This window comes from Verrucomicrobiia bacterium (assembly GCA_023953615.1).
Classification (GTDB): domain Bacteria; phylum Verrucomicrobiota; class Verrucomicrobiia; order Limisphaerales; family JADLHS01; genus JADLHS01.
Window position 1 is genome coordinate 1756596 of the sequence record JAMLJH010000001.1, and the last position, 21595, is coordinate 1778190.

The following is a 21595-nucleotide window of genomic DNA, read 5'->3' on the forward strand; positions in this document are numbered from 1 at the left end:
ATAATTGGAATATGGAAAATCGGGTGCTCTACCTGGCGCTAACGGGCCTGGTGGTGCTCCTTTTTCTTTGGGCGTTTTTCATTCGGAAACCGCGTCGGGAACGACGCTACAAATATCGGCGCGCGCCCCGCTCCGCCTCCACTTCCCACTCGAAATCCAAACGCCGACACCGATCCCAACCGCCGATGAATCCGACGCTCGCGGAGACGCGCGGTTTGCCGCCAATCCGCGAACCCGGCACCACCACCTCGGCAGAATCCTGACCGCATGCAGCAGAGCCAGGCGATCACCAAAAAGAGCGCATCCAATCTGGCGCTGGCCTTCATTCTTCTGTCCCGCTCCCGCCGCAACGCCATGGCCGCGCTGTATGCCTTCTGTCGGGAGGTGGATGATGTGGCGGATGAAGACGCCGTACCGGTGGCCGAGCGGCGCGCCCGTTTGGCGGAATGGCGCGCGGACCTTCAGCGCGCTTGCGACGGTGGTGCGCCTCGATTCATCGTCAATCAGGAGTTGCAATCCGTCATCCGTGAGTTTGATTTGCCATTCACCCTGTTCGATCAATTGATTCAAGGTTGCGAGATGGACCTTGATACGCTGCGCTACAACACCGCCGCGGAATTGAAACTCTATTGCCATCGGGTTGCGTCGGTCGTTGGACTCTTGAGCATCGAAATTTTCGGCTACCAAAATCCGCATTGTCGCGATTATGCGGTGGCGCTGGGGCAGGCGTTGCAATTGACCAATATCCTCCGCGACGTTCGCAACGATGCGGAGCGCGGTCGCATCTACCTGCCGCTCGCGGATTTGAAAGCGCACGGAGTGTCGGAGGCCGAAATTCTGCGGGGGCAGTATTCCGATCGGTACGCCGAACTGGCGAGAGCGATTGCGACCCGGGCGCAGGACTATTACCGCGAGGCGCGCGAGGCGTTGCCGCCGGAGGATCAGCGCGCCATGGTGGCCGCCGAATTGATGGGCGCGGTTTATTGGCGGCTGTTGCAAAAGCTGAAGCGCAACCATTTCAACGTCTTTGCCGCCGCTCCGATTCGCCTACACCGGGTCGTTAAAGTTCAATTGATTTTGCGTTCGTGGTGGCGGCACGCGTTACGTTGTCCGCGATCGGACTACGGCAACGTGCTTTGAGCAAACGCCGCTCCAGCGCTCAATGGAGTCGCGATGAGAAAGCTGAATTCTTCACGCGCGACCCAGCCGCGCGCCAACCGGGTTTGCACGAGCAGATAACCATCGTGGGTTCGCAGCACGCGCCCCGGTTCCCCCGCCGCCAATTGCACCACTGGTTCGCCTTCGGCCGTTGGCGTCAGGCGCAACGGCGTTTCCGCCTCGGCGATGAACCCGACTTTTGTGCGCGTCCAAGTGCCATAATTCGCGGGCAGACTCAACAGGAACACGCCAAGTCCGAACGCCATGCCGGCTTGTTGCCAGCCGGTTTTCCGCCAACGCAACACGGGTGGCAGCACCGCCAGGCTGATGGCAAACCAGAAACTGAGGCACGCCAGCCACGCCCAGGTTCGGGCCGTCAACCAAGCGGCTGCAATTTCGCCCCAGGTCCAATGGGGCGCTTCGAGCTGCGCCGTCTCGCGGGCAAATTGCAGATTGTTGCGCGCTTGAGCGTCGTGCGGCGAAATCAACAGCGCCCGTTCCCAGGCCAGCAACGCTTCCGTCGTGTGCCCCAGTTGCCATTCGGAGTTGCCCCAGTTCAAAAAGATTCCCGCCGCCGGCGCCGTGACGGCCAGCGCCCGAAAGTTCGCAATCGCGGTTTCGTAGTCGCCGCGTTCATAGGCCTCCTGTCCACCAGCAAAACTCGGTGACGAAACCGCGTCAGCACCCACGGTCCAAATCGAGTAGAACGCAACGAGAGCGGACAACCAACCGCGTAGTAGATGCAAAGACCTCGCGCTCATAATTTTGCCTCCAAAACGTCAAGCAGCACGTTGAGTTCGGATTGCCAGCCCAGCAGTTCGCCGGCGGGTGGCGGCGTGGCCCCGAACTGCGCCTCGTCGGTTTGCACAAAGAAAGCGCGCACCATTTCCGCCGCGCGACTGGTCCGTGTTGGTTCATCGAAAACTTCCAAAATATCGCGGCTCACCAAGGCGGCCGGGGCGGCGGGAAAGTGCGGGGCGCAGGCCAGTCGCAATGCCTGAACCGCACTGCTGGCGAAGCGGGCTTCATCATTTGCCCGGGCGGCGGCGCGCAAGACCCGGCGTTCCTGTCGCAAGGCCCGGCGGGCGGCTCGCTTTCGGACCACTTCCGGATGGCGCTCCAAAAATTGCCGGCGCCGCGCCCAATACCAAAGAATGACCAGCGCGGCGAACGGAACGAGTTGCCCGATGAGAAACCCGCGACTCAACTGCGGCGCGGCAAACGGATTGGTGCGACGTCCCGGCGCGTCCGCCAGCTCGCTCAGTTGCAGTTTGCTTTCCGGTTCCGGTGCGGCGGCGGCTTGCGCCAATGCCTGCGCCTCCGCCGAGGCGGCGCCCGCTTCCACGCGAATTGGTTGCGGCGGAATGGTGAGGTCCACGTATTGCTTTTGTTCGGGATCGAAACTCGAGAACGGAATCGCCGGAGTTTCCGTCAAATGATCGGCCAGCGGAATCAACGTGTAACTGAAAGCCATGATGGCTCCGGGGCCATTCGGGTTGCCCGCTGGCGGCATCATGGACCTTTCACTCACGGCGGGATAGACCTGCCAATTCGTAACGGCTGGCGGCGGCGGCGCGACCAGACGTCGTGCTCCGCTCTGACTTTCAAACGCGACCATCAGTTTTACCATGTCCCCGACGCGGATGACCCCGGCGGAAAGTTGCGGGGGTAATGCGGAAAATTTGCCAATGGCCCCGGTGAAGCCCGGCAACTCGCCCGTGCGCGGCAGCGGCTCCACGTTCAACTGCACCGTATCGGAATCGAGCAAGAGGAAACGGGGCGAAACTCCAGTCGGCGTGCCGCGAGGATTGAGCATGGTGAAGCCCTGGGCGGACACGTCCAGACGCCCAGCGACGAGCGGCGTCAGCGTGGATTCGTAGATGAACACGGGTCGCAACCGGCCCATAAATTCCAGCGCTTGAACCCGTTGACGCGCGGCTGATTGATCCAACAACACTCCGTCTCCGTTCAGTTGCATCTGGCTGAGCGCCTGCACAAAGTTGTTGCTTGGCGAGGGCAGATAGACTTGGAACTCGACTGGCTGGCCGCAGTAAATGTTGGTTTCCGTCAGTTGCAAATAAAGCCGCGGCGCCGGGGGGAGGTTGTCTGGTGGCGTCGCGACGACTTTCAATTGCACGGCGGGCACGGTGACGGGATTGCCGTACACCTGCACTTTGAATTCCGGAATCGTATAAGTCCCGACGCGACGCGCGGTGACGTGATGATTGATGGTGGTGAACGGACGGATGCGATCCGCTCCCGGCTCCAACATCTGGGCGCGCGAGCCAAATTGCAGGGTTAAGTCCAACGGCGCCAAAATATCCGCCGGCCAGCGGATGGAATCGTCAAGGGCGCTGATCGTTACGCGATAGGTGGATTGTTCGCCGGCGGCAATGATGGGTGGATCAAGTTCAGCCGTTACGGTGACGTTGGTGCTGACGTCCATGGGCGGTTGCGTGAGCATCAATTGCAACAACGGATCCGGGGATTTGACCTGGGACATCAACACGCCCGCGCCACCCAGCAAGCCGAGCACGACGCTCGGAAGCCGCCCCGTCAGGCGACGGAAAATCAACACGGTAGTGGCGACAAGTCGGAGCATCACCAATCTTTTCCTTTTTGATCCTGAGGTTTTTTCTCGTCGCCCTGGCCCATCGGCAGCCGCCGGTCGCCGCCCAGTTTCAACGCATCCAAAATCCATCCCGCTTCCTCGCGCGAGATCAGCAGGGTCTGTCCCTCCCGGGTGCGGCCTTCCTTCTGCCCTTCGCGTGGCCCGTTCTGGCCATCCTCTTCATCGTCTTCATCCTCGTCACCGCTTGCTCCCGGAGGTGCGTCTTCAGCGGGAATTTTCCCCCGCAATTGTTTCATCAGTTCGCCCAGCGCCTGCTGTTGTTGACCCATGATTTGGCCGAGCTGTTGCAGCGCGCGAATCTTGTCAATCAACTTGGCGATGGCTTCCTCCAGAATGGCGATGTTCTCACACGCGTCCTGATCCTCGGAATCCAACTCCAACGCGCTTTTGAAATCATCCAACGCGCGCTGCCATTTTTGCAATGCCGCACCGTGCGCCGCCACGGCGCGTCGCACTTGATCCGTGGCTTCCCGCAAACCGCGTCGCGCGCCGCGCCCGTTGAGATACGCCTGGATCAACCGCTGCAGATCGTCGCTCTCCAGCGCCGCCCGCCCGCTTTTCAAGGCTTGGTCACCGCGATCCAACGCGCCGAGCGCGCGCCGCGCCGTGGTCGTGGCGTCCGGTGATTTTTTCAATTCCTCGATGCCCAACTGATACCGCGTTTGACCGAGATTATAGAGCGTGGCTGGTTGCACCCGCCCCACTTGCAACGCCAGCGCGCTTTGCAGAAAACCTTCCGCTTCATGAAATTGATTCGCTTGTAGCTGCGCGGTGCCGGCGTGGAAAAATTCTGGAGCGGACTTCGGCGCCGGCAACGAAACGGCGGCGGGAACGGAGTTGGTGGGAGCGGTCACTTCAATGGCGGCGCTGGTTGAAACCGGTTGCAACAACAGGACCAGCCCGAGACCCGCCAGCGCTGGCCGCAACCGTCGGCGTGTGCCCAGCAGTGATTCAACCACCAACAACACGAGCGCCAGCGCCAGCGGGAACTGAAACCGGTCTATTCCGTGGCGGCGCACCGGGGCCACGCCCGCGTCGGCGTCAGCCGCGCGCAACGCTTGTTTGACTTTAGCCAGACCTTCGCCGAGTGCACCCAACGGGAAGTACTCACCGTGCGTTGCTTGCGCGATGCTGCGCAAAGTGGGTTCGTCCAGCCGGCTGCGCACCACTTGTCCGCGCGGGTCACGCACAAACTCCACCTGCCCGCGTTCGTTCACGATCCGGATTTCCGCGCCGGCCTCCGTGCCAACGCCAATGGCGTAAACCGTAACCCCTTTTTCCGCCAGGGTTTTGGCCATCCGCACGCCGCTCTTTTCCAAATCCTCGCCATCCGTCATCAGCACCACGACCTTCTTGCGATCCAGTTTTTCCATGGCGCGAAAAGCTTCATCCAACGCCGCGCCCACGTCGGTGCCGGGCACCACGATGGTTCTTTCATCCAGCGCGGCCAAGGCATCCAGAAACGCGCTGTGATCGAAGGTCAGCGGGCATTGCAAAAAGGCCTGTCCCGCGAACGCCACCAGACCCACGCGCCCGTTGGAGTGGCGCCAGACGAAATCCTGCACCGCGAGCTTGGCGCGTCCGAGCCGGCTGGGCGATATGTCCGCCGCCAACATGCTGCGGGAACAATCCACCGCAAATACCACATCTTCAGTCAAGTTCTCCACGGCAATACCGCGCGCGCCCCATTGCGGCCGCGCGAGCGCGAAACTGGCGGCAATCAACGTCAACACCAGCAACAGGTTTTTGAACAACCGCCGTCCGGGACTATGGGAGCGGGTTAATTCCGCCACGAAGGCCGGGGTTGCCAGCCGGGCCAACTGGCGTTCGCGCGCGCGGGCCGCGTACGCTTGCAATGCGAGTAGCGCGATTGGCCCCAGCAGAGCCAGCCAGAGCCATTGCGGTTCGGCAAAATGTGGATCGGCAAAACTCATGTAACGCTTCCCAACTTGATGTCAACCGCGCTTAAGTCAAAGCCCCGCGTCGCCGCGCGCGCCCGGTTCCGTGGCGAACCGGTTCGACTCTCGGTCTTGTTGACGCGGCAATGTGTTCTCATGGCACTCTTCTCAACAGCGTGTTGGTCAACCAACATTCCACGCCAAACAATCCCAAAGCCGCCAGCAGCGGCCATTGAAACAACGGCGTGTGCGTCGTAAAGCGACGCAATTTTACCTCGGTTTTTTCCAGCCGATCAATGTCATCGTAAATGCTCTGCAACTCCCGTCGGCTGGTGGCGCGATACGATCGCGCTCCCGACAACGCCGACATCCGGTGCAGCACCGAATAGTTCGCCGGCTGCAAAGCGATGGTCGGGCGCACCTCGCCGTTTGGCCCCAACAACAGTTTGCCCGTGGCCGGATCAAAGGCCGGTAATTGGCAGGGCGCTTCGATGCCGATGCCCACCGTGTACACCTTGGCCCCCAACGCCGCGGCCAGTTGCGCGGCCGGTATGGGGTCCACTTCGCCTTTGTTGTTATCGCCGTCGGTCAACAGGATGATGATCCGGCTTTTGCTTTCGGTTTTGGCTTGAAGCCGTTTGGCGGCCAGCGCCGTGGCATCGCCGATGGCCGTGCCCAATTCGCGAATCATCCCCACGTGCATGCGCTGCAAGTTTTCTTCGAGCCAGGCGTGATTCAACGTCAGCGGACTCGCCAGATACGGCACGGCGGAAAACACCACCAGCCCGATCCGGTCGCTCTCCCGTTTGCGGATGAAATCCTGCAATACACTGCTGGCGATGTCGAAGCGCGTCACCCGCTCGCCCGGCCCGCTCATGTCCAGCGCCATCATGCTCCAGGACAAATCCAGCGCGAGCATGATGTCCACGCCGCTCGCCTGCGTTTCGGTGCGATCATTCGCAAAGCGCGGCCCCGCCAACGCCACGATGACCAACGCCACCGTCAGCAGACGCAAAAAGAACAACAGCCGTCCGGCGGCGGCTCGGGCCGTTGCTCCAGCCGCCCGGGCGATATCCGCGCTCGAAAATTTCAACGCCGAATGTTTGCCCGCCCGGCCGCGCAACACCGCGTACAGCGGCACCAACGCCAGCAACGCCAGCACCCACGGATATTGAAATTCAAAGCTGCTGTTCATGAAATCCGAAAGGCCAGTTGCCCCGAAGGCAACGCTTGCAACTCGCGTCGTCGTGCCTCGCCCGCCTCAAACAGCTCGTTGGCTTGTTGTAAGAGTTCCGGCACGTTGGCGTAACCCGCCGCCGCGAACCGGGTCGCATCGCAACCGCGCACAAAGCGCACCACGCGATCCGCCAGAGCGCTCCCAACGGATGGGTTGATGATGAGTTCGCGACAGAACGCTTCGGTGGTCGGCTCGCCCGCCGCCAAGCCAAACGCCGCCCGGTAATAACCACGAACGCAACGCACGATGGCACTGGCGGTGTCACGATTTCGAGGCTGTGTCCGCAACTGTTCCAACTGCCGTCGGGTGACCCCGGCGAGCGGTTCCGTCACCCGCGCCCGTGGCCGCGAGAACAGCCAAACGCCAAAGGCACCAAGCGCGAGCAGTTCCAGGCTGTAAAGCGTCAGGGCGCGTCCTTGTCGTTCCCAAAACGTGGTTGGAATTTCAGTACGGATTGGACGCAGTGCCGGAAATTCATCCGCCTCCTGTGCCTCCGTTGGTGGGGTCATTGCCAAAATGCCGGCGAGTGTCAGCACCCGCCACCAGCGGTTTCTCAGGATTTGTGCGGATCGGGGCGAGTCCATTCTCATCCGCGCCTCCTGCCGCGACGTAGTTCAAAAAAGTTTTGCAGCGCTTGAGCGGAAGATTGCTCGGCATTAAGGCGTAACACATCCACGCCCGCGCGCCGCAGTGCGCCTTCCAGTTCCGCGAGACGGATCAGGTTGGTGCGCGCGAACTCGTCCCGCACGGCGGCGCGGTTGGTATCCAGTTCAAGCAGTTCACCCGTTTCCGCATCTTCAATCGTCAACAGACCGGCGCGGGGCAGACTGCTCTCGCGCGGATCATGCAAGTGAATGCAAATCAAATCGTGGCGGGCATTGGTGAGGCCGATTTCTTGGATGGCATCGCGCCCCCTCACCCCGTCCCTCTCCCCATCGGATGGGGAGAGGGTGGCCGACAGACCGGGTGAGGGGTTGTTGGCGAAACTATGCAAAAAATCCGTCAGCAAAAACACCATCGAGCGGCGTGCCAAAACCCGATTCAAAAACGACAGTGCCGCTGGAATGTTCGTGGCGCGATGCTTGGGTTGGAAACTCAGCATTTCGCGAATTAACCGCAAGATGTGGCGCCGTCCCTTGCGCGGCGGCAGGTAGAGTTCCGCCTGCTCGGTGAACAACAGCAACGCCACCTTGTCGCTCGCCCGCGCGGCGGAGAAGGCCAGCGTGGCGGCGATTTCCGTGGCGAACTCGCGCTTGGTCCGCCGCGCCGAACCGAACGAGGACGACGCGGAAATATCAATGGCCAGCACCATGCCGAGTTCGCGCTCCTCGCGGAAACGCTTCACGAACGGACGCCCCATGCGATTGGTGACGTTCCAATCAATATCGCGCACGTCATCGCCGGGCATGTATTCGCGCAACTCCTCGAAGTCCATGCCGCGCCCGCGAAACTGGCTGAGATACGCGCCGACCATCGTGTCGTTGACGAGGCGGTTGGTGCGCACCTCGACGCGGCGGACGGTTTCGAGCAATTCAGCGGTGGTCATGGTAATAGTAGCGTCGGGCCTCCCGGCCTGACGTAGCGGGTGGCATCCTGCCGCCCGGAAAAAAGCGTCGCAATAATTGCAAGCTCGCGAAAGCTTGAATGATTCAAGCCAATCGTTGGCTTAATCCGCTGGGCCGGATGCTCGACGCTTCGGCCGGCACGGATGCCTGTCGCCACAGCGCGTCGGCCGGTTTTCAGCAACTCAGTGGTGGTCATGGTAAAACTCCAGCTTGCGGGAGTAAATCAAGGGGGTAAATTGCCGCCATGAGTGCGGCGCAAATCCTTGAGCAGATCGAAAAACTGTCTCCCGAAGAACAACAGGTGGTCGCCGCAATGATCCGGGAGAAATACGGCGCTTGCGACGATGCGCTTGCGCCCGAACAAATCGCTGAACTGGATCGCCGCGCGGAAGAGGCTCTGAACAATCCCGGGCGCGGAATTCCGTGGGAACAGCTCCGCGACGAGACGCTCGCCAAATACCAGAAATGAGCTTTTGGGTCATTCACGACACCGAAGCGACGTTTGAATTTCAGGAAGCCGTGGCGTGGTATGAAGGTCAGACCGAAGGACTCGGCGTTCGGTTTATCCGGGAAGCGGATGCGGTCATGACGGCGATTGTCTCCCAGCCCTTCCGCTTTTCCAGGGTCGGACGCAAGGCTCGCAAAGCGCGGATGCCTGACCGGCCGTATTCGATTTACTTCGTGGTCAACGAAGCCCGCTCCGAAATCAAGGTGGTGGCCGTCTGGCACGGGGCGCGGAATCCGGCGAAACTGCGACAACGGCTGAAATGACGCGCCGACCATCGTGTCGTTGACGAGGCGGTTGGTGCGCACCTCGACGCGGCGGACGGTTTCAAGCAATTCAGCGGTGGTCATGCTAATTTTTCTTTGCGCCGGGCAGGGCCTTCAAGTTCGACGAAGTCAAAACCCGCATCTGGCGGATGGCGATTTGGTTCAAGCGCTTCAACCGTTCGCCCTGCGCCAATCCCATGTGAATGAATTCCGCGTTCATGCCTTCCATATTCGCCAGAACGAGTAATTGTTCAACGCTGGCATAATCGCGGACATTCCCATCCAGCTTGGGATTCGCGTCGCGCCATTGCCGGGCGGTTCGGCCAAAAAGCGCGACATTCAGCAAATCCGCCTCCGTCGCGTAAGTGATGGCCGCTTGCGCGGGTGTGACTTCCGGCGGAATCAAATGCGCCTGCACCGCGTCGGTATGGATGCGGTAGTTCAATTTTGACAAAGTGCGGTTCAGATTCCACGCCAGCGAGAGGCGACGGTTTTCATCCTCCTTGAGCCGCTGGAATTCCTTGATGAGATAAAGTTTAAATTCCGGGCTTAACCACGAACCAAACTCAAACGCGATGTCCTGATGAGCGTAAGTGCCGCCGCCATATCGCCCGGCCCGGGATTGAAATCCAATGGCGTTGGTGGCTTCGATCCATTTGCGAGGAGTTAATGAGAAGCTGTTCAAGCCCGCCTGATTTCTAAAGGTCTCGAATTCGAGACCTTTGAAATCCGGATTGTGGACTTGCTCCCAGACGCCAATGAATTCGAGGGTGTTACGATTCCGCATCCAACTATAAATCAAGACGTCGTCGCCAAATTTTTTCGCCATGTCAGTCAGGCAGATGAAATCCTGACTGTTCTGATTCAGCACCCCGATGGCCGCGCCTTGGACTTCGATGACGGTTTTCTTTGGTTTGCTCATGCGTTCAGTTGGAGGTGAATGGTAACCACTTAAGTTTCTATTCCCGTCGAATTCGACGGGAATAAGACCGGATTCATTTCGTCCCCCCGATTTTTAATTGTGGCAAATTCGCCACAATTGCCAAACCTCTCGAATTCGATAGGTTTCGCGAAACCGATATTGCCGAGGCGGTTGGTGCGCACCTCGACACGACGGACGGTTTCAAGGGGTTCGGGGAGGGTCATATTAAACTTCCTTTTGCCTCAGGCAACGCTTTCAGTGTGTTGGCATTTCTTTCGTAGATTGGTTCAAGTTTGTTAAAAAGTTTCCACACGGCGTCGAAAATGGAATCTGTCTCGTTCTTTAATTTTGCCGAAATCTTTTTCACCTGTCCCTTGTATGCAAGTTCAAGTGTCTTTTTGTCCACAACCGGCTCGCCGCACATTTCAATGAAACTAAAGCGGTCAAGGTTGTTGAGATATTCAGATTTCATCATCGATGCAATCTTGGGAATCTGACCGCAGTGGACAAAATTGTTTCGCCCTTCTTTGTGAGAGTAAATGAGCTTTTTGATTTCTCCCAAAGCGCCAGCAACAGGAGTTCGCGCAACCCAACTATTTTTCGTGACCAACTCGAACTTGCAGTCGCGTTCACGGTTTCCTAAACAAAAGACCACATTCGTAAGTCTCAAGGAGATGTCGAGCAGACTGACGAGGGTTATGAGATAGTGTGAGTAGTGATATTCTATCCAATCGTGTTGTCTAACACCCCGCTTCACATTTCGGCGAGGTTGCGGAAACGACTCGATAAAATACTGGCTTCTCTCCAAGTTCTCGATTGCGGATTGAATTGCAGCGGTATGACCAAAAACATTGTCTGCATACCCGACGCACCCGCTTAACTGGGCAGATTCCGCGTTCGTCTCAGACGCTTTGCTTTCCAACCAAGGTCGGAGATCGTCCAGCACCTTTTTGGCGAGCGGGTGTCCGGCGATCTTGTGCGAGTTTGGTTTTGGACGGTGAAGACGTTTCATCCGTTTCGCTCCTTTCTCGCCAGCAAAGTTTTCACCTGATTTACACAACCGCGCTCACTGGTTTCGTGGAATGTTGCGACGCCTGCAAAAATTTCGGCATCATTTTGAATGACGTTCTCATCGCGAGTCTCTTGGCAATAGAGCGTGATAATGAGCGGACGCTTCTCGCCATCGCCACGGCGAAGTGTTCTGCCGATTCGCTGAATACGCTGACGGCGCGATTGAGTGGACGCGACGAGAATTGCCGCATCAACTTCAGGAATATCTATCCCTTCGTCGAGACAACGACACGCCAATAACGCTGATTGCTTGTTTGCGCGGAACTCACGGAGGACTTCCTCTCTCTCTGCCCGCTGCAATCCGCTGTGAAACACCTTGCACCAGATTTGCATGACCTCCTGAATCTGAGCGCGAAGTTTTGAGGCGGCTTCGAGCGCAACATCCTCTTGGACATCTTCCGCCGAATCAATCCGCTCAAAGAACACAATTACCTTCTTGCTGCCGTCTTGCACCAAGAGCCGAATCAAATCGGTTGCAAGAGCCATCTTGCGCTCCGACATGTAGTAAATCTTTGTGCGCCTGAAAATCAGTCCGAACAACCGTTTAATCACCGGGTCTTCACTTCCATCGTCTCTTGACATGAGTTGCTTGAGCCGCGTGAAAAACTCACGTTCCGGGACGTTCAGCAATTCGAAGTGAAACGCTTCTCGAATAAGCAGAATCTGGTCTCTGATTTTCTCCGTCAGACTTTCGTAATCTGCTTGCTCGCCCGGCGTTAATGAAACTGTCGTGTTGACCAAGTCAAAACTCGGAACAAGGTCGTCACGGTTTGCATCTTTGAAACGGTATTCGTAGATGACTTTGCCTAGACCGGGAACGTCGTATGGTTCAATCGTGGCCGATAAACCGAGCGTGTAATGGAATGGGAAATCTCGGATGCGTCGAAACACAGGCGCGTCAATGTAATGGTGGCACTCGTCAGCAATGAGAAAACTTTTTACAGTCCCATGCCGCGTGTGACCAAGCAGCTTGTCAACGTGTCGAACCGCAGAGTTAATGATGGCGACACACGCAAAAGGAAATCTGGAAAAATCATCCGAATGCCCGTCTCCAATACGACCGACTCTACGATCTGGAAACAACTGCGACAACTTGTTTAGCCATTGATTCATTAAAGGAACGGATGGGACAACAATCAAGGTGTTCAGGCTCTTGTTCTCGGCTTGCAGTTGTTCCAACGCGCCAAATGCAACGTAGGTTTTCCCTGAGCCAGTTACAGCTTCGATGATTCCTTGCCGTCTAGCAGAGTGCCACTTTGTAAGCGCAGCGGTTTGCCATTGGTGTAATTGGATTGGCATGTAAGCATTGACCGTTTCGCTTCACGGCACCGGCACGGCGTTAAACACTTTCTTGATGATCGCATCCGTGGTCACGGCTTGCGCTTCGGCTTCGTAGGTCAGGATGATGCGATGGCGCAACACGTCCGGGCCGATGCTCTTCACGTCCTCGGGCGTGACGTAAGTGCGGCCTTGCAACAGCGCCCACGCTTTGGCGGCGAGCGTCAGGAAGATCGTCGCGCGCGGCGACGCGCCGAACTGGATGTAATGCTTCATGTCCAGTTTGTATTTCTCCGGCTGGCGCGTGGCGAACACGACTTGCACGATGTAATCGCGCACCTTGTCGTCCACGTGAATCTGATCCACGAGCTTGCGCGCCTTGAGGATTTCGTCGAGACCGACCACGGATTTGACCGGCGTCTCGGGCGAAGTGAAGGCCATGCGGTCCAGAATTTTTCGCTCTTCAGCTTCCGAAGGATAATCGAGAATCACCTTGAACATGAAGCGATCCACCTGCGCTTCGGGCAACGGATACGTGCCTTCCTGATCAATCGGATTTTCCGTCGCGAGCACGAGGAATGGCGCGGGCAACGGCATGGTTTCGCCGCCGAGCGTCACCTGGCGTTCTTGCATGGCTTCGAGCAGGGCGGATTGGACTTTAGCGGGAGCGCGATTGATTTCGTCGGCAAGCAAAAAGTTGGCGAACACCGGGCCGCGCGTGGCGTGGTATTTCCCATCCTGCGGACTGTAAATCAGCGTGCCCACGATGTCGGCGGGCAGGAGGTCGGGCGTGAATTGGATGCGGCGGAAACTGGCCTGCACCGCCGCCGCGAGCGTGCGGACGGAAAGGGTTTTCGCCAGTCCGGGGACGCCTTCGAGCAAGACGTGCCCATTCGCCAGCAAGCCGACGAGGAGACGATCCACCAGTTGTTCCTGGCCGACGATCACCCCGGCGATTTCCGTTCGGAGTTGTTTCACCCATGTGGCGACCGCCTGCGCCGGTTCGTGCAATGAAGAATTCATCCGCAGCACTTTAGAGGGCGAGTCGCACTGACTCAAGCGCCGGAAACGTCAACTCCACGCCGCGACCGGGAAAAGACACGCGGCTTGCCCGGTTTCAGGACACTCTGAGCGCGGGGTGGCGAGCCGTGCGCGTGAAAATTCGCGGCTAACCCGCCACTTCGTTTTCTTCGCCGTCGCCGGGAAAATGGGCACGACACCTGCGTCGAAGCGCCGGTTATGGAGAAGTTGTACATTGCTTGCGAGCTGGGGGCGCGGACGAGTCGGGTCATGTTGGGGTCCTTGGAACATAATACTCTCAAGCTCGGCGAGCTGGCGCGTTTCGACAGTCCGATTTTGGAAGACAAAAAGGCGTTGCAGTGGAATATCCCGGAGTTTTTTAACTACATTCTGCGCAGTCTGCTCGAAGTGGGCGCGCAAGACACCGATATCCACAGCATCAGTTGCCATTCGTGGGGCGCGGATTATCTCCTCTTTGACCGGCGCGAGACACTCCTATCGCCCGTATATCATCATTTGGATTCGCGCACGGAGAAGAACCGGGCGGCGGCCTTGCGGCAAATTACTCCGGAAACCATTTACACCGAAACCAACTCGCCGCTTGACCCGCGCGCCACGCTGTTTCAACTGCAAACCGAGCCGCCCAAACGCCTGAAACAAAGCGAGGTCCTGTTACTGGTGGCCGATGCGTTCAATCACTTACTTGGCGGGATTGCCTGCGCGGAAATGTCGCTGGCCAGCACGACACAATTATACACGCCGGTCAGTAAAACGTGGTCGCGCCGCTTGATCAACGACTTGCATTTACCCGCCCAGTTGTTTCCCGCGATCGTTCCGGCGGGCACCCGCCTGGGTGAGTTGAAACCGGAAATCGCGCGCCAAACCCGCCTGGAAGGCACGCAAATTGTCGCCACCAATTCGCATGAACTGGCGGCGTCATTATCGAGTCTGCCGCTGAATCACGGCAATGATTGGGCCTACGTGAAGATTGGTTCGGAAACTTTGATCGGTACCCAAATCAACGATCCCATCACCACACCCGGCGATCAGGCCCGACTCTACTCACATGCGACCTGCCTCGGTGGCACGACGAATCTTTACCGGCAACTCATCGGCCTTTCCATCTTCGACGCCTGCCGCAAATTCTGGCTCGAACGCGACCGTGAACTGTGCGACGACGTGTTGATGCACCTGGCCACGACCTCGCCCGCTTTCGAGGTGTTGATTGATCCAGCGGACCCGCGTTTCGCCACGCCGGAAGACATGCCGCTGAAGATTCAGGCGTATTGTCGGGAAACGGGTCAGGAAATTCCCCGCAAACCCGGACAAATCATCCGCTGCGTGCTGGAAAGTCTCGCGCTGGCTTATCGCAAGGCTTTTCACGAACTCGAGGTGCTGACCGGGCGGAAGTTCGCCCGCATTTATCTTTTCGGCGCGGGTGAAAACACCTTGTTAAATCATTTCATCGTCAATGCGTTTCAAGTTCCGGCGATCATCGCTTCGCCCGATGCGGCGGCGATCGGCAACGTCATCGTGCAGGCGTTGACGCTGCGGCACATTCCCTCCCTGGAAGCCGCGCATGAAATTCTCCGCAGCTCCTATAAAATTCAGGCGATTATTCCGCACGAAGTGGACTGGGATACTCCGGCACTCCGTCAATCCGAGCTGGCGGCCGCAACGGTGCTGGCGAACGCCTGACCCGCGGCTCACCCCCACAACTGCCGGTCCAACGAACGCAGTTGAATGGCTTCGCTGACGTGATCGGTGGAGATTTGAGCCGCCCCCGCCAAATCGGCAATGGTGCGCGCCACCTTCAAAATCCGATCGTACGCCCGCGCGCTGAGATTGTATTCCGCCATGGCCATTTGCAGCAGTTCCTTCGTTGTTTCGTCCAACTGGCAAAACTCCTTGAGCTCACGCGTCGCCATGCGCGCGTTGCAGGTGATTCCGTTTTTGCGGATGAAGCGTTGCTGTTGGATTTCGCGGGCGGCCACCACCCGGGTCCGAATCTGCGCCGAGGTTTCACCGCTGCGCTCGCCGGTCATTTCGCGAAATTTAACCGGCGGCACCTCGATGTGGATATCAATCCGATCCAACAACGGGCCGGAAATGCGACCCAGATAATTTTGAATCTCGCGCGGCGAGCTTCGGCTCTCGTGCGGCATCTTGCCATCCGGCGTGGGATTCATTGCCGCCACCAGCATGAATTGGCTGGGAAAAGTCATCACGCCCGCCGCCCGGGAAATCGTCACGCGCCCTTCTTCCAATGGTTGCCGCAACGTCTCCAACACGCTCCGTTTGAATTCGGGCAATTCATCCAAAAACAATACGCCGTGATGCGCCAGGGAAATTTCACCGGGCGTCGGATTGATGTTACCTCCCAGCAGACCCGCGTCACTCGCGGTGTGATGCGGCGCGCGGAACGGTCGGCGCGTCAGCAATCCTTGTCCGGTCGGCAACAAACCCACGATGCTGTGAATCTTGGTCGCTTCCAGCGCCTCCGCCAGCGTCAACGGCGGTAAAATGGTCGCCAGTCGTTTGGCCAGCATGGATTTGCCCGTGCCCGGCGGACCGATCAACAGCACGTTATGACCGCCCGCTGCCGCAATTTCCAACGCGCGCTTGACCGATTCCTGTCCTTTCACCTCGGCAAAGTCCACGTCGTCATCGCGAGGTTGATCAAAAACATCCCGTAGATTCACCCGTACCGGTTTGAGCGTAATCAAGCCTTCGAGAAAATCGGTGGCTTCGCGCAAATTTTGAATCGGGATGACCTGCAACCCGGTCACCACGGCGGCTTCCGCGGCGTTCTCCACCGGCACCAACACCCCCGCCTTGCCTTCCTGTTGCGCGCGAATGGCGATCGGTAAAACTCCCTTGCAGGGCCGCACCGCGCCGGTCAACGCCAGTTCGCCCACGCACATGAAATTATCCAACTGATCCGTCTCGATCTGCTCGCTGGCGGCCAACATTCCGAGCGCAATGGGCAGATCAAAACTCGGGCCTTCCTTGCGCACGCTGGCGGGCGCCAGATTGATCGTGGTTCGCCCGTAGGAAACTTTGAAGCCGGAACTGGTCAGCGCCGTGGTGACGCGGTCCTGCGATTCCCGCACGGCCGCATCCGGCAAGCCCACAATCACGATGCGCGTATCGCCAAATCCGGCACTGACTTCCACTTCGACGGGGAAGGCTTCAATACCGTTGACGGCGGCGGACCAGACCCGGGCTAACATATGCCGCATCTTCCCGAACCGCGCCGGGAAGCGCAACCGCATTTTACATCGGCCCGGCCCTCGCTGGCGCCCACCCTGGAGGCGTGTCGCCTCAGATCACATTGTGGCGCCGCGTTTCAAATGCACAATGGTCGCGCCCCAGCCGCCGAAGGATTCATTTGCCAGATGAAATTCCGCGACGTGTGGATGGCGCCGCAACAGATGGTGGACCGTCTGGCGCAGTTGCCCCGTGCCCTTGCCGTGGATGATGCGCACGCGAGAAATGCCGCGCCCCAAACATTCCGCCAGATAATCCGACACCAGGGATTTCACTTCGCGAGGTTGAAACGTGTGCAGGTCCAACACCCCGTCAATCGGCAGTTGCAGCGGTTCGTCGTCCACCCCGCCACCTTACTAAGCCGCGCCGGTATTGCACCCGTAATTCTTGGCGCGGGTGGCGGTCGCATTTTCAGAACCCGTCTGGAATTACCTCGCGCTTGCGTGGCGGGACATCTCCGCCAAACTGGATTGGTGAAGGTCGAATTGATCAATACCGGCAGCGAATTACTGCTGGGGCAGGTACTCAACACGCACCAACAATGGTTGGGGCGACGATTGGCCGATCTCGGTTATATCATCTCGCATCAAGTCGCCGTGCCGGATACTGCCGCGGAAATTGAACTGGCCGTGAAAGCAGCTTTGACCCGCGCCGATCTGATCATCACCACCGGTGGATTGGGCCCCACCTCGGATGATCTCACGCGGGAATTGATCGCGCGGCTGCTGGGCCGGAAACTTTACGAAGACGTTGCCATCCTCCAACACCTTCAGAGCTTCTTTGCGCAGCGCCAGCGTCCCCTGCCCGCCAGCACGCGCGTGCAAGCGCTGGTTCCGGAAGGCGCCACGGTCCTGCCCAATCCTCATGGCACGGCCCCTGGTCTGGCGCTCAAACTCGCGCCGCTGCCGCAACATCCCGCGCGCTGGCTCATCATGCTGCCGGGGCCGCCCCGCGAGTTGCATCCCATGTTTGATCTTTCCGTGGTGCCGCTGTTGCAACGGGAGTTGCCCTCGGCAGCCGGTTTTATTTGCCACACGTTGCGCACGGTGGGGCTGGGTGAGTCGCAGGTTGCCGAACGCATTGATGCGCGATTGCAAACGGCCATCGCTCAAGGTTTGGAACTGGGTTACTGCGCGCACATCGGCGCCGTGGATGTGCGGTTTATCGCCAGAGGCGCAACCGCGAATGAGCTGGTTCGCGCCGCCGAGGCCATTGTTCACGAGGAATTGCGCGGTCACATTTTCACCGAGGCGGACGAAAGCCTGGAAGCGGTCATTGTGCGTTTGTTGACCGAGCGCCGCCAAACCCTGGCGCTCGCCGAATCCTGTACCGGCGGCGGTTTGGCAAACCGCATCACCAACGTACCCGGGGCTTCGGCGGTATTGCTCGCCAGCCTCGTCACCTATGCCAACATTGCGAAGCAGAAATTCCTCGGCGTGCGCGACGCGTCGCTGCAGACTTACGGCGCGGTTAGTGAAGTCGTGGCGCGGGAGATGGCCGAAGGCGCGCGCCGCGAGACGGGCGCGGATTATGCCCTGTCGGTTACCGGGATTGCGGGACCGGGCGGCGGCAGTACGGCCAAACCAGTCGGGACGGTGTTTATCGGCTTTGCTTCCGCATCGGAAAATTTCGCCCGGCCGCAATCCAATCCGTTCGACCGTGAAACCTTCAAACAAGTGACCGGCACGCAAGCTCTGGAAATTTTGCGCCGGAAGCTTCTGGCGTTGGAGTAATTATTCAGCAACACAGGATCGTTAATTTCTTCGGACCGTGCGCGCCGAGCACCAGGATGCGTTCAATGTCGCCCGTCCGGCTCGCGCCGGTGATGAAGGAAATCATGCTGGGATATTGATCCCCGAATCTTTGCTGTACCAACTGCATGGCCGCTGGTAAATCTGACATCATTTGCTCGCGGCGCGCGAGCACCACATGATGCGGCGGCAGACAAGTCAAAGCCCGGCCGCCGGCGGTGCGACTGGTCACCAGCACCGTGCCGGTCTGCGCCACCAAGGCATCACATTCCGTAATCCCGACGTCGCATTGCTCCAGCTCATGTTTTTCGCTGTTTTCTTCGGTAATCATCAAGGGCAATCCCAGACTCCGCGCCTGCGGCTCGGCCAATGAGCCGCGGTGCGTCGCCACGCGCTGCCACTTTTCTGAGTCTCGCAACGCGCGCAGTTCCGCCGTCACTTCGCCCAAATCCTTGACGCGTTTGAAGGTGGCGCGCAGGTCGGTCGCGTTCTTCGCGAACAACTCGAATAACTCCGATTCGGATTTTCCAACCGGCGGCATGACGTGCCGTTGTTCTTCGATGGTAGGTAACCCACGACCGTGCCGCGCGGGCGCTTGCAACTTCAATGCCTCTTTGATGCGGGCGAAAATGTTGTCCCGTTCACTCATGCCCACCTCGTTCTTTCCACCACTCGCGAAAGCTCTGCCGGGCGATCGGCGGCAAATCACGGGTCTTGGTCCAGGCGCGCATCGGGTCCAGCACCCCGCCTTTCACCGGACCATGAAAGACCTGCGCAAAACGTCCGAGTTTGGTGGTCAGTTTCCAGAGCCTGGGACGCGCGGCGATGGCGCCGTAAATTTTGAAAAGCTGTCGCTGCGTCCAGCTCGGTTTGCCGGTCTTGGGCGCGGACGCGTTGCGCCGGTTGCGCAGCAAATGATGATGAATGTCAATGCCCACCGGACAGGTCTCGGTGCAGGCGCCGCACAGCGAGGAGGCGTAGCTGAGATGTTTCCAATCCTGCAAGTCGCGCAAGTGCGGGGTGATCACCGAACCAATCGGCCCGCCATAGACCGTGCCGTAAGTGTGGCCGCCGACGTTGCGGTAAACCGGGCAAACGTTCAAACACGCGCCACAGCGAATACAGCCCAGCGCATCGCGCTGCTCGACGTCCGCCAACACCAACGTCCGGCGGTTGTCCAGCAGCACCACATGGAATTCTTCCGGTCCGTCCGCTTCATCAGTCTGGCGCGGTCCGCCATACATCGTGTTGTAACAGGTCAACGCCTGTCCGGTGCCCATGACCGCCAGCATCGGGAGAAACAACGCCAGATCCTCGTAACGCGGCAGAACCTTCTCAATGCCCATCAACGTGATCATCGTTTGGGGTAACGCCGCCGTGAGCCGCGCGTTGCCTTCGTTCTCGGTGATGGAAATCATTCCCGTCTCAGCGATGGCGTAATTGGCTCCAGTGATGCCGACGTCGGCTTGAATATATTTCTTCCGCAGTTGTCGGCGCGCCACCATCGTCAACTCCTCCGGATCGTTTGAAGGCGCGTCGTGCAATTTCTTCTCGAAGACGTCTTTGATCTCGTCGCGCGTCAGGTGCATCGCGGGGAAAACCAGATGATACGGCGGTTCACCACGCAATTGCACAATGAACTCGCCCAGGTCCGATTCCACCACCTCGACCCCCGCCCGTTCCAGCGCGCCGTTCAAGTGGATTTCCTCGGAGGTCATGGACTTCGACTTCACGACGACCTTGGCGTTCTTTGCCTTCAGAATATCAAGGATGATTTCGCACGCCTGTGCGCCGGTGCTGGCCCAATGCACTTTCGTGCCGCGCGCTTCAAGCTGCTGGGTGAAGCGGGTGAGATGTTTGTCCAGTCCGTTGACCGCCTCGTATTTGGTGCGCGCCGCGAGGGTGCGCGCGCCTTCCCAGTCTTGAAACCAGCGCTTCCGCTGGTCGCGCACCACCTCGTATTTGCCCATCGCGGTCTGGATGGTGGCGCGATGGCGCAAATCCGCAGCCATGCGTTGCGCGTCCGCTTTGAATTGGGTGGCGGGCGCGCTCATGTTTGTGCGAGCACCTCCGCCAAATGCAGGGTCTTGATGGGTTTGCGTTGCCGGTCCGCCAGACCTTGAATCTGCATCAGGCAACTGGAATCACATGAAACCACGTATTCCGCCTGGGTGTCCAAGGCGCTGGCACATTTCACCTCCGCCATGGCGGTGGAGATGGCCGGGAATTTCACCGAAAACGTCCCGCCAAAACCGCAGCAGATTTCCGCCGCGCCCATTTCGACCAACTCCAACCCCTGCACCTTGGCGAGCAATTCGCGCGGCGGTCGTTGGTTATGCAGTTCGCGCAATCCGTGGCAACCATCGTGGAAAGTAACCTTGTGCGGAAACCGCGCGCCCACATCGGTCACCCCCAGTTTGTTGACCAGGAAACTGGAAAACTCCCACACCTTGGGCGCGAATTCCCGGGTCAGGGCGGCATGTTCCGTTTTCGCGAACAACTCCTGGTAAAACACCTTCATCATCGCGCCGCACGAACCGCTTAGGATGACGATCGCCTCCGCCTCCCGCAATGTTTGCATGACTTGCAACGCGAGGTCGCGACATTCATTGCCCCAGTAACCGGTATTGAACGACGGCTGCCCGCAACACGCCGGTCCCTCGGGCACGACCACCCGATGCCCCAACCGCTCGAACAGGCGCACCGCACTGATCGCTACTTGTGGAAACAGCAAATCCACAAAACACGGAACGAACAAAGTAACGGTCATGGCCACCTCATCATGCGCTTCCCGGCCAGGATTTCGAGAAGATTTTCCAGATGACAGACTTGAAGCGGCGCAATTTGGTTACTGCCGGCGTTCTCAAGGAACGTCATGTGAATGATTGTGGGCGGTGGTTTGCGGATAAAGGTGTGGCAGGTTCAGCTTCTACGGGGTGTCACTCGTGATGGTGTCGCCGTCGTGAGTTTCATCCGTGAGGATTCGCATTTGGCGAATTTGAGGTAACAGGTTTTTTTCTGG

Annotated in this window: 21 protein-coding genes; 6 read left to right on the forward strand and 15 right to left on the reverse strand. The window is 58.9% G+C overall.

Annotated elements, in window-relative coordinates:
• Positions 1-11: 11 nt before the first annotated feature.
• Positions 12-263: a hypothetical protein gene (locus M9920_07440; GenBank protein ID MCO5052119.1), complete on the forward strand. Its 252-nt coding sequence runs from the start codon at positions 12-14 to the stop codon at positions 261-263.
• 4 nt (positions 264-267) lie between these two features.
• A complete protein-coding gene (gene hpnD / locus M9920_07445) occupies positions 268-1140 on the forward strand; it encodes a presqualene diphosphate synthase HpnD (GenBank protein MCO5052120.1) in 873 nt (290 codons plus the stop codon).
• Here hpnD and M9920_07450 read toward each other — a convergent pair.
• The 6 genes from M9920_07450 to M9920_07475 form a co-directional block, all read right to left on the reverse strand.
• Positions 1122-1919, reverse strand: coding sequence for a hypothetical protein (locus tag M9920_07450; protein ID MCO5052121.1), 798 nt, complete (start codon positions 1917-1919; stop codon positions 1122-1124). The two genes, hpnD and M9920_07450, sit on opposite strands and share 19 nt — an antisense overlap.
• A complete protein-coding gene (locus tag M9920_07455; GenBank protein ID MCO5052122.1) occupies positions 1916-3760 on the reverse strand; it encodes a BatD family protein in 1845 nt (614 codons plus the stop codon). Before M9920_07455 ends, M9920_07450 begins: the two co-directional genes overlap by 4 nt.
• Positions 3760-5724, reverse strand: a complete 1965-nt coding sequence (locus M9920_07460) for a VWA domain-containing protein (GenBank protein MCO5052123.1) — start codon at positions 5722-5724, stop codon at positions 3760-3762. Before M9920_07460 ends, M9920_07455 begins: the two co-directional genes overlap by 1 nt.
• Before the next feature lie 118 nt (positions 5725-5842).
• Positions 5843-6883, reverse strand: a complete 1041-nt coding sequence (locus M9920_07465; protein MCO5052124.1) for a VWA domain-containing protein — start codon at positions 6881-6883, stop codon at positions 5843-5845.
• A complete protein-coding gene (locus M9920_07470; GenBank protein ID MCO5052125.1) occupies positions 6880-7434 on the reverse strand; it encodes a hypothetical protein in 555 nt (184 codons plus the stop codon). The genes M9920_07465 and M9920_07470 overlap by 4 nt, the downstream gene beginning before the upstream one ends.
• Before the next feature lie 77 nt (positions 7435-7511).
• Positions 7512-8471 (reverse strand): DUF58 domain-containing protein, encoded by a 960-nt coding sequence (locus tag M9920_07475; protein MCO5052126.1) that lies wholly within the window; start codon positions 8469-8471, stop codon positions 7512-7514.
• Positions 8472-8734: 263 nt separating this feature from the next.
• Between M9920_07475 and M9920_07480 the strand changes: the two genes are divergently transcribed.
• Together M9920_07480 and M9920_07485 are read left to right on the forward strand one after the other, a co-directional pair.
• On the forward strand, positions 8735-8959 hold the full coding sequence (locus M9920_07480) for an addiction module protein (protein MCO5052127.1): 225 nt from the start codon (positions 8735-8737) through the stop codon (positions 8957-8959).
• Positions 8956-9261, forward strand: coding sequence for a type II toxin-antitoxin system RelE/ParE family toxin (locus tag M9920_07485; protein ID MCO5052128.1), 306 nt, complete (start codon positions 8956-8958; stop codon positions 9259-9261). The genes M9920_07480 and M9920_07485 overlap by 4 nt, the downstream gene beginning before the upstream one ends.
• Positions 9262-9346: 85 nt before the next feature.
• Here M9920_07485 and M9920_07490 read toward each other — a convergent pair whose 3' ends face one another.
• The 4 genes from M9920_07490 to M9920_07505 all read right to left on the reverse strand — a co-directional run bounded on the left by M9920_07490 (position 9347) and on the right by M9920_07505 (position 13555).
• Positions 9347-10183, reverse strand: coding sequence for a KilA-N domain-containing protein (locus M9920_07490; protein MCO5052129.1), 837 nt, complete (start codon positions 10181-10183; stop codon positions 9347-9349).
• Positions 10184-10403: 220 nt separating this feature from the next.
• A complete protein-coding gene (locus tag M9920_07495; protein ID MCO5052130.1) occupies positions 10404-11195 on the reverse strand; it encodes a Cthe_2314 family HEPN domain-containing protein in 792 nt (263 codons plus the stop codon).
• A complete protein-coding gene (locus tag M9920_07500) occupies positions 11192-12553 on the reverse strand; it encodes a DEAD/DEAH box helicase family protein (protein ID MCO5052131.1) in 1362 nt (453 codons plus the stop codon). Before M9920_07500 ends, M9920_07495 begins: the two co-directional genes overlap by 4 nt.
• Before the next feature lie 21 nt (positions 12554-12574).
• Entirely contained in the window at positions 12575-13555 is a 981-nt protein-coding gene (locus M9920_07505; GenBank protein MCO5052132.1) for a MoxR family ATPase, read from the reverse strand.
• Between the two features lie 216 nt (positions 13556-13771).
• On the opposite strand from M9920_07505, the gene M9920_07510 reads away from it, so the two are divergent.
• Complete coding sequence (locus tag M9920_07510) at positions 13772-15250, forward strand: FGGY family carbohydrate kinase (GenBank protein ID MCO5052133.1); 1479 nt, start codon at positions 13772-13774, stop codon at positions 15248-15250.
• An 8-nt stretch (positions 15251-15258) separates the two neighbouring features.
• Here M9920_07510 and M9920_07515 read toward each other — a convergent pair whose 3' ends face one another.
• On the reverse strand, positions 15259-16785 hold the full coding sequence (locus tag M9920_07515; protein MCO5052134.1) for a YifB family Mg chelatase-like AAA ATPase: 1527 nt from the start codon (positions 16783-16785) through the stop codon (positions 15259-15261).
• Positions 16786-16881: 96 nt separating this feature from the next.
• Positions 16882-17166, reverse strand: coding sequence for a Smr/MutS family protein (locus M9920_07520; protein MCO5052135.1), 285 nt, complete (start codon positions 17164-17166; stop codon positions 16882-16884).
• A 129-nt stretch (positions 17167-17295) separates the two neighbouring features.
• Between M9920_07520 and M9920_07525 the strand changes: the two genes are divergently transcribed.
• The gene (locus M9920_07525) at positions 17296-18555 is read left to right on the forward strand and encodes a competence/damage-inducible protein A (protein MCO5052136.1); all 1260 of its coding nucleotides are present in this window, start codon (positions 17296-17298) and stop codon (positions 18553-18555) included.
• Between the two features lie 4 nt (positions 18556-18559).
• Here M9920_07525 and M9920_07530 read toward each other — a convergent pair whose 3' ends face one another.
• Genes M9920_07530 through M9920_07540 form a run of 3 tightly spaced genes read right to left on the reverse strand, consistent with a single transcriptional unit; the run spans position 18560 to position 21343 of the window.
• Positions 18560-19222 carry an LUD domain-containing protein gene (locus tag M9920_07530; GenBank protein MCO5052137.1) on the reverse strand — a complete coding sequence of 221 codons (663 nt, stop codon included), beginning with the start codon at positions 19220-19222 and terminating at the stop codon, positions 18560-18562.
• Positions 19215-20627 carry a LutB/LldF family L-lactate oxidation iron-sulfur protein gene (locus tag M9920_07535; protein MCO5052138.1) on the reverse strand — a complete coding sequence of 471 codons (1413 nt, stop codon included), beginning with the start codon at positions 20625-20627 and terminating at the stop codon, positions 19215-19217. Before M9920_07535 ends, M9920_07530 begins: the two co-directional genes overlap by 8 nt.
• Complete coding sequence (locus M9920_07540; protein MCO5052139.1) at positions 20624-21343, reverse strand: (Fe-S)-binding protein; 720 nt, start codon at positions 21341-21343, stop codon at positions 20624-20626. Before M9920_07540 ends, M9920_07535 begins: the two co-directional genes overlap by 4 nt.
• Between the last annotated feature and the right edge of the window lie 252 nt (positions 21344-21595).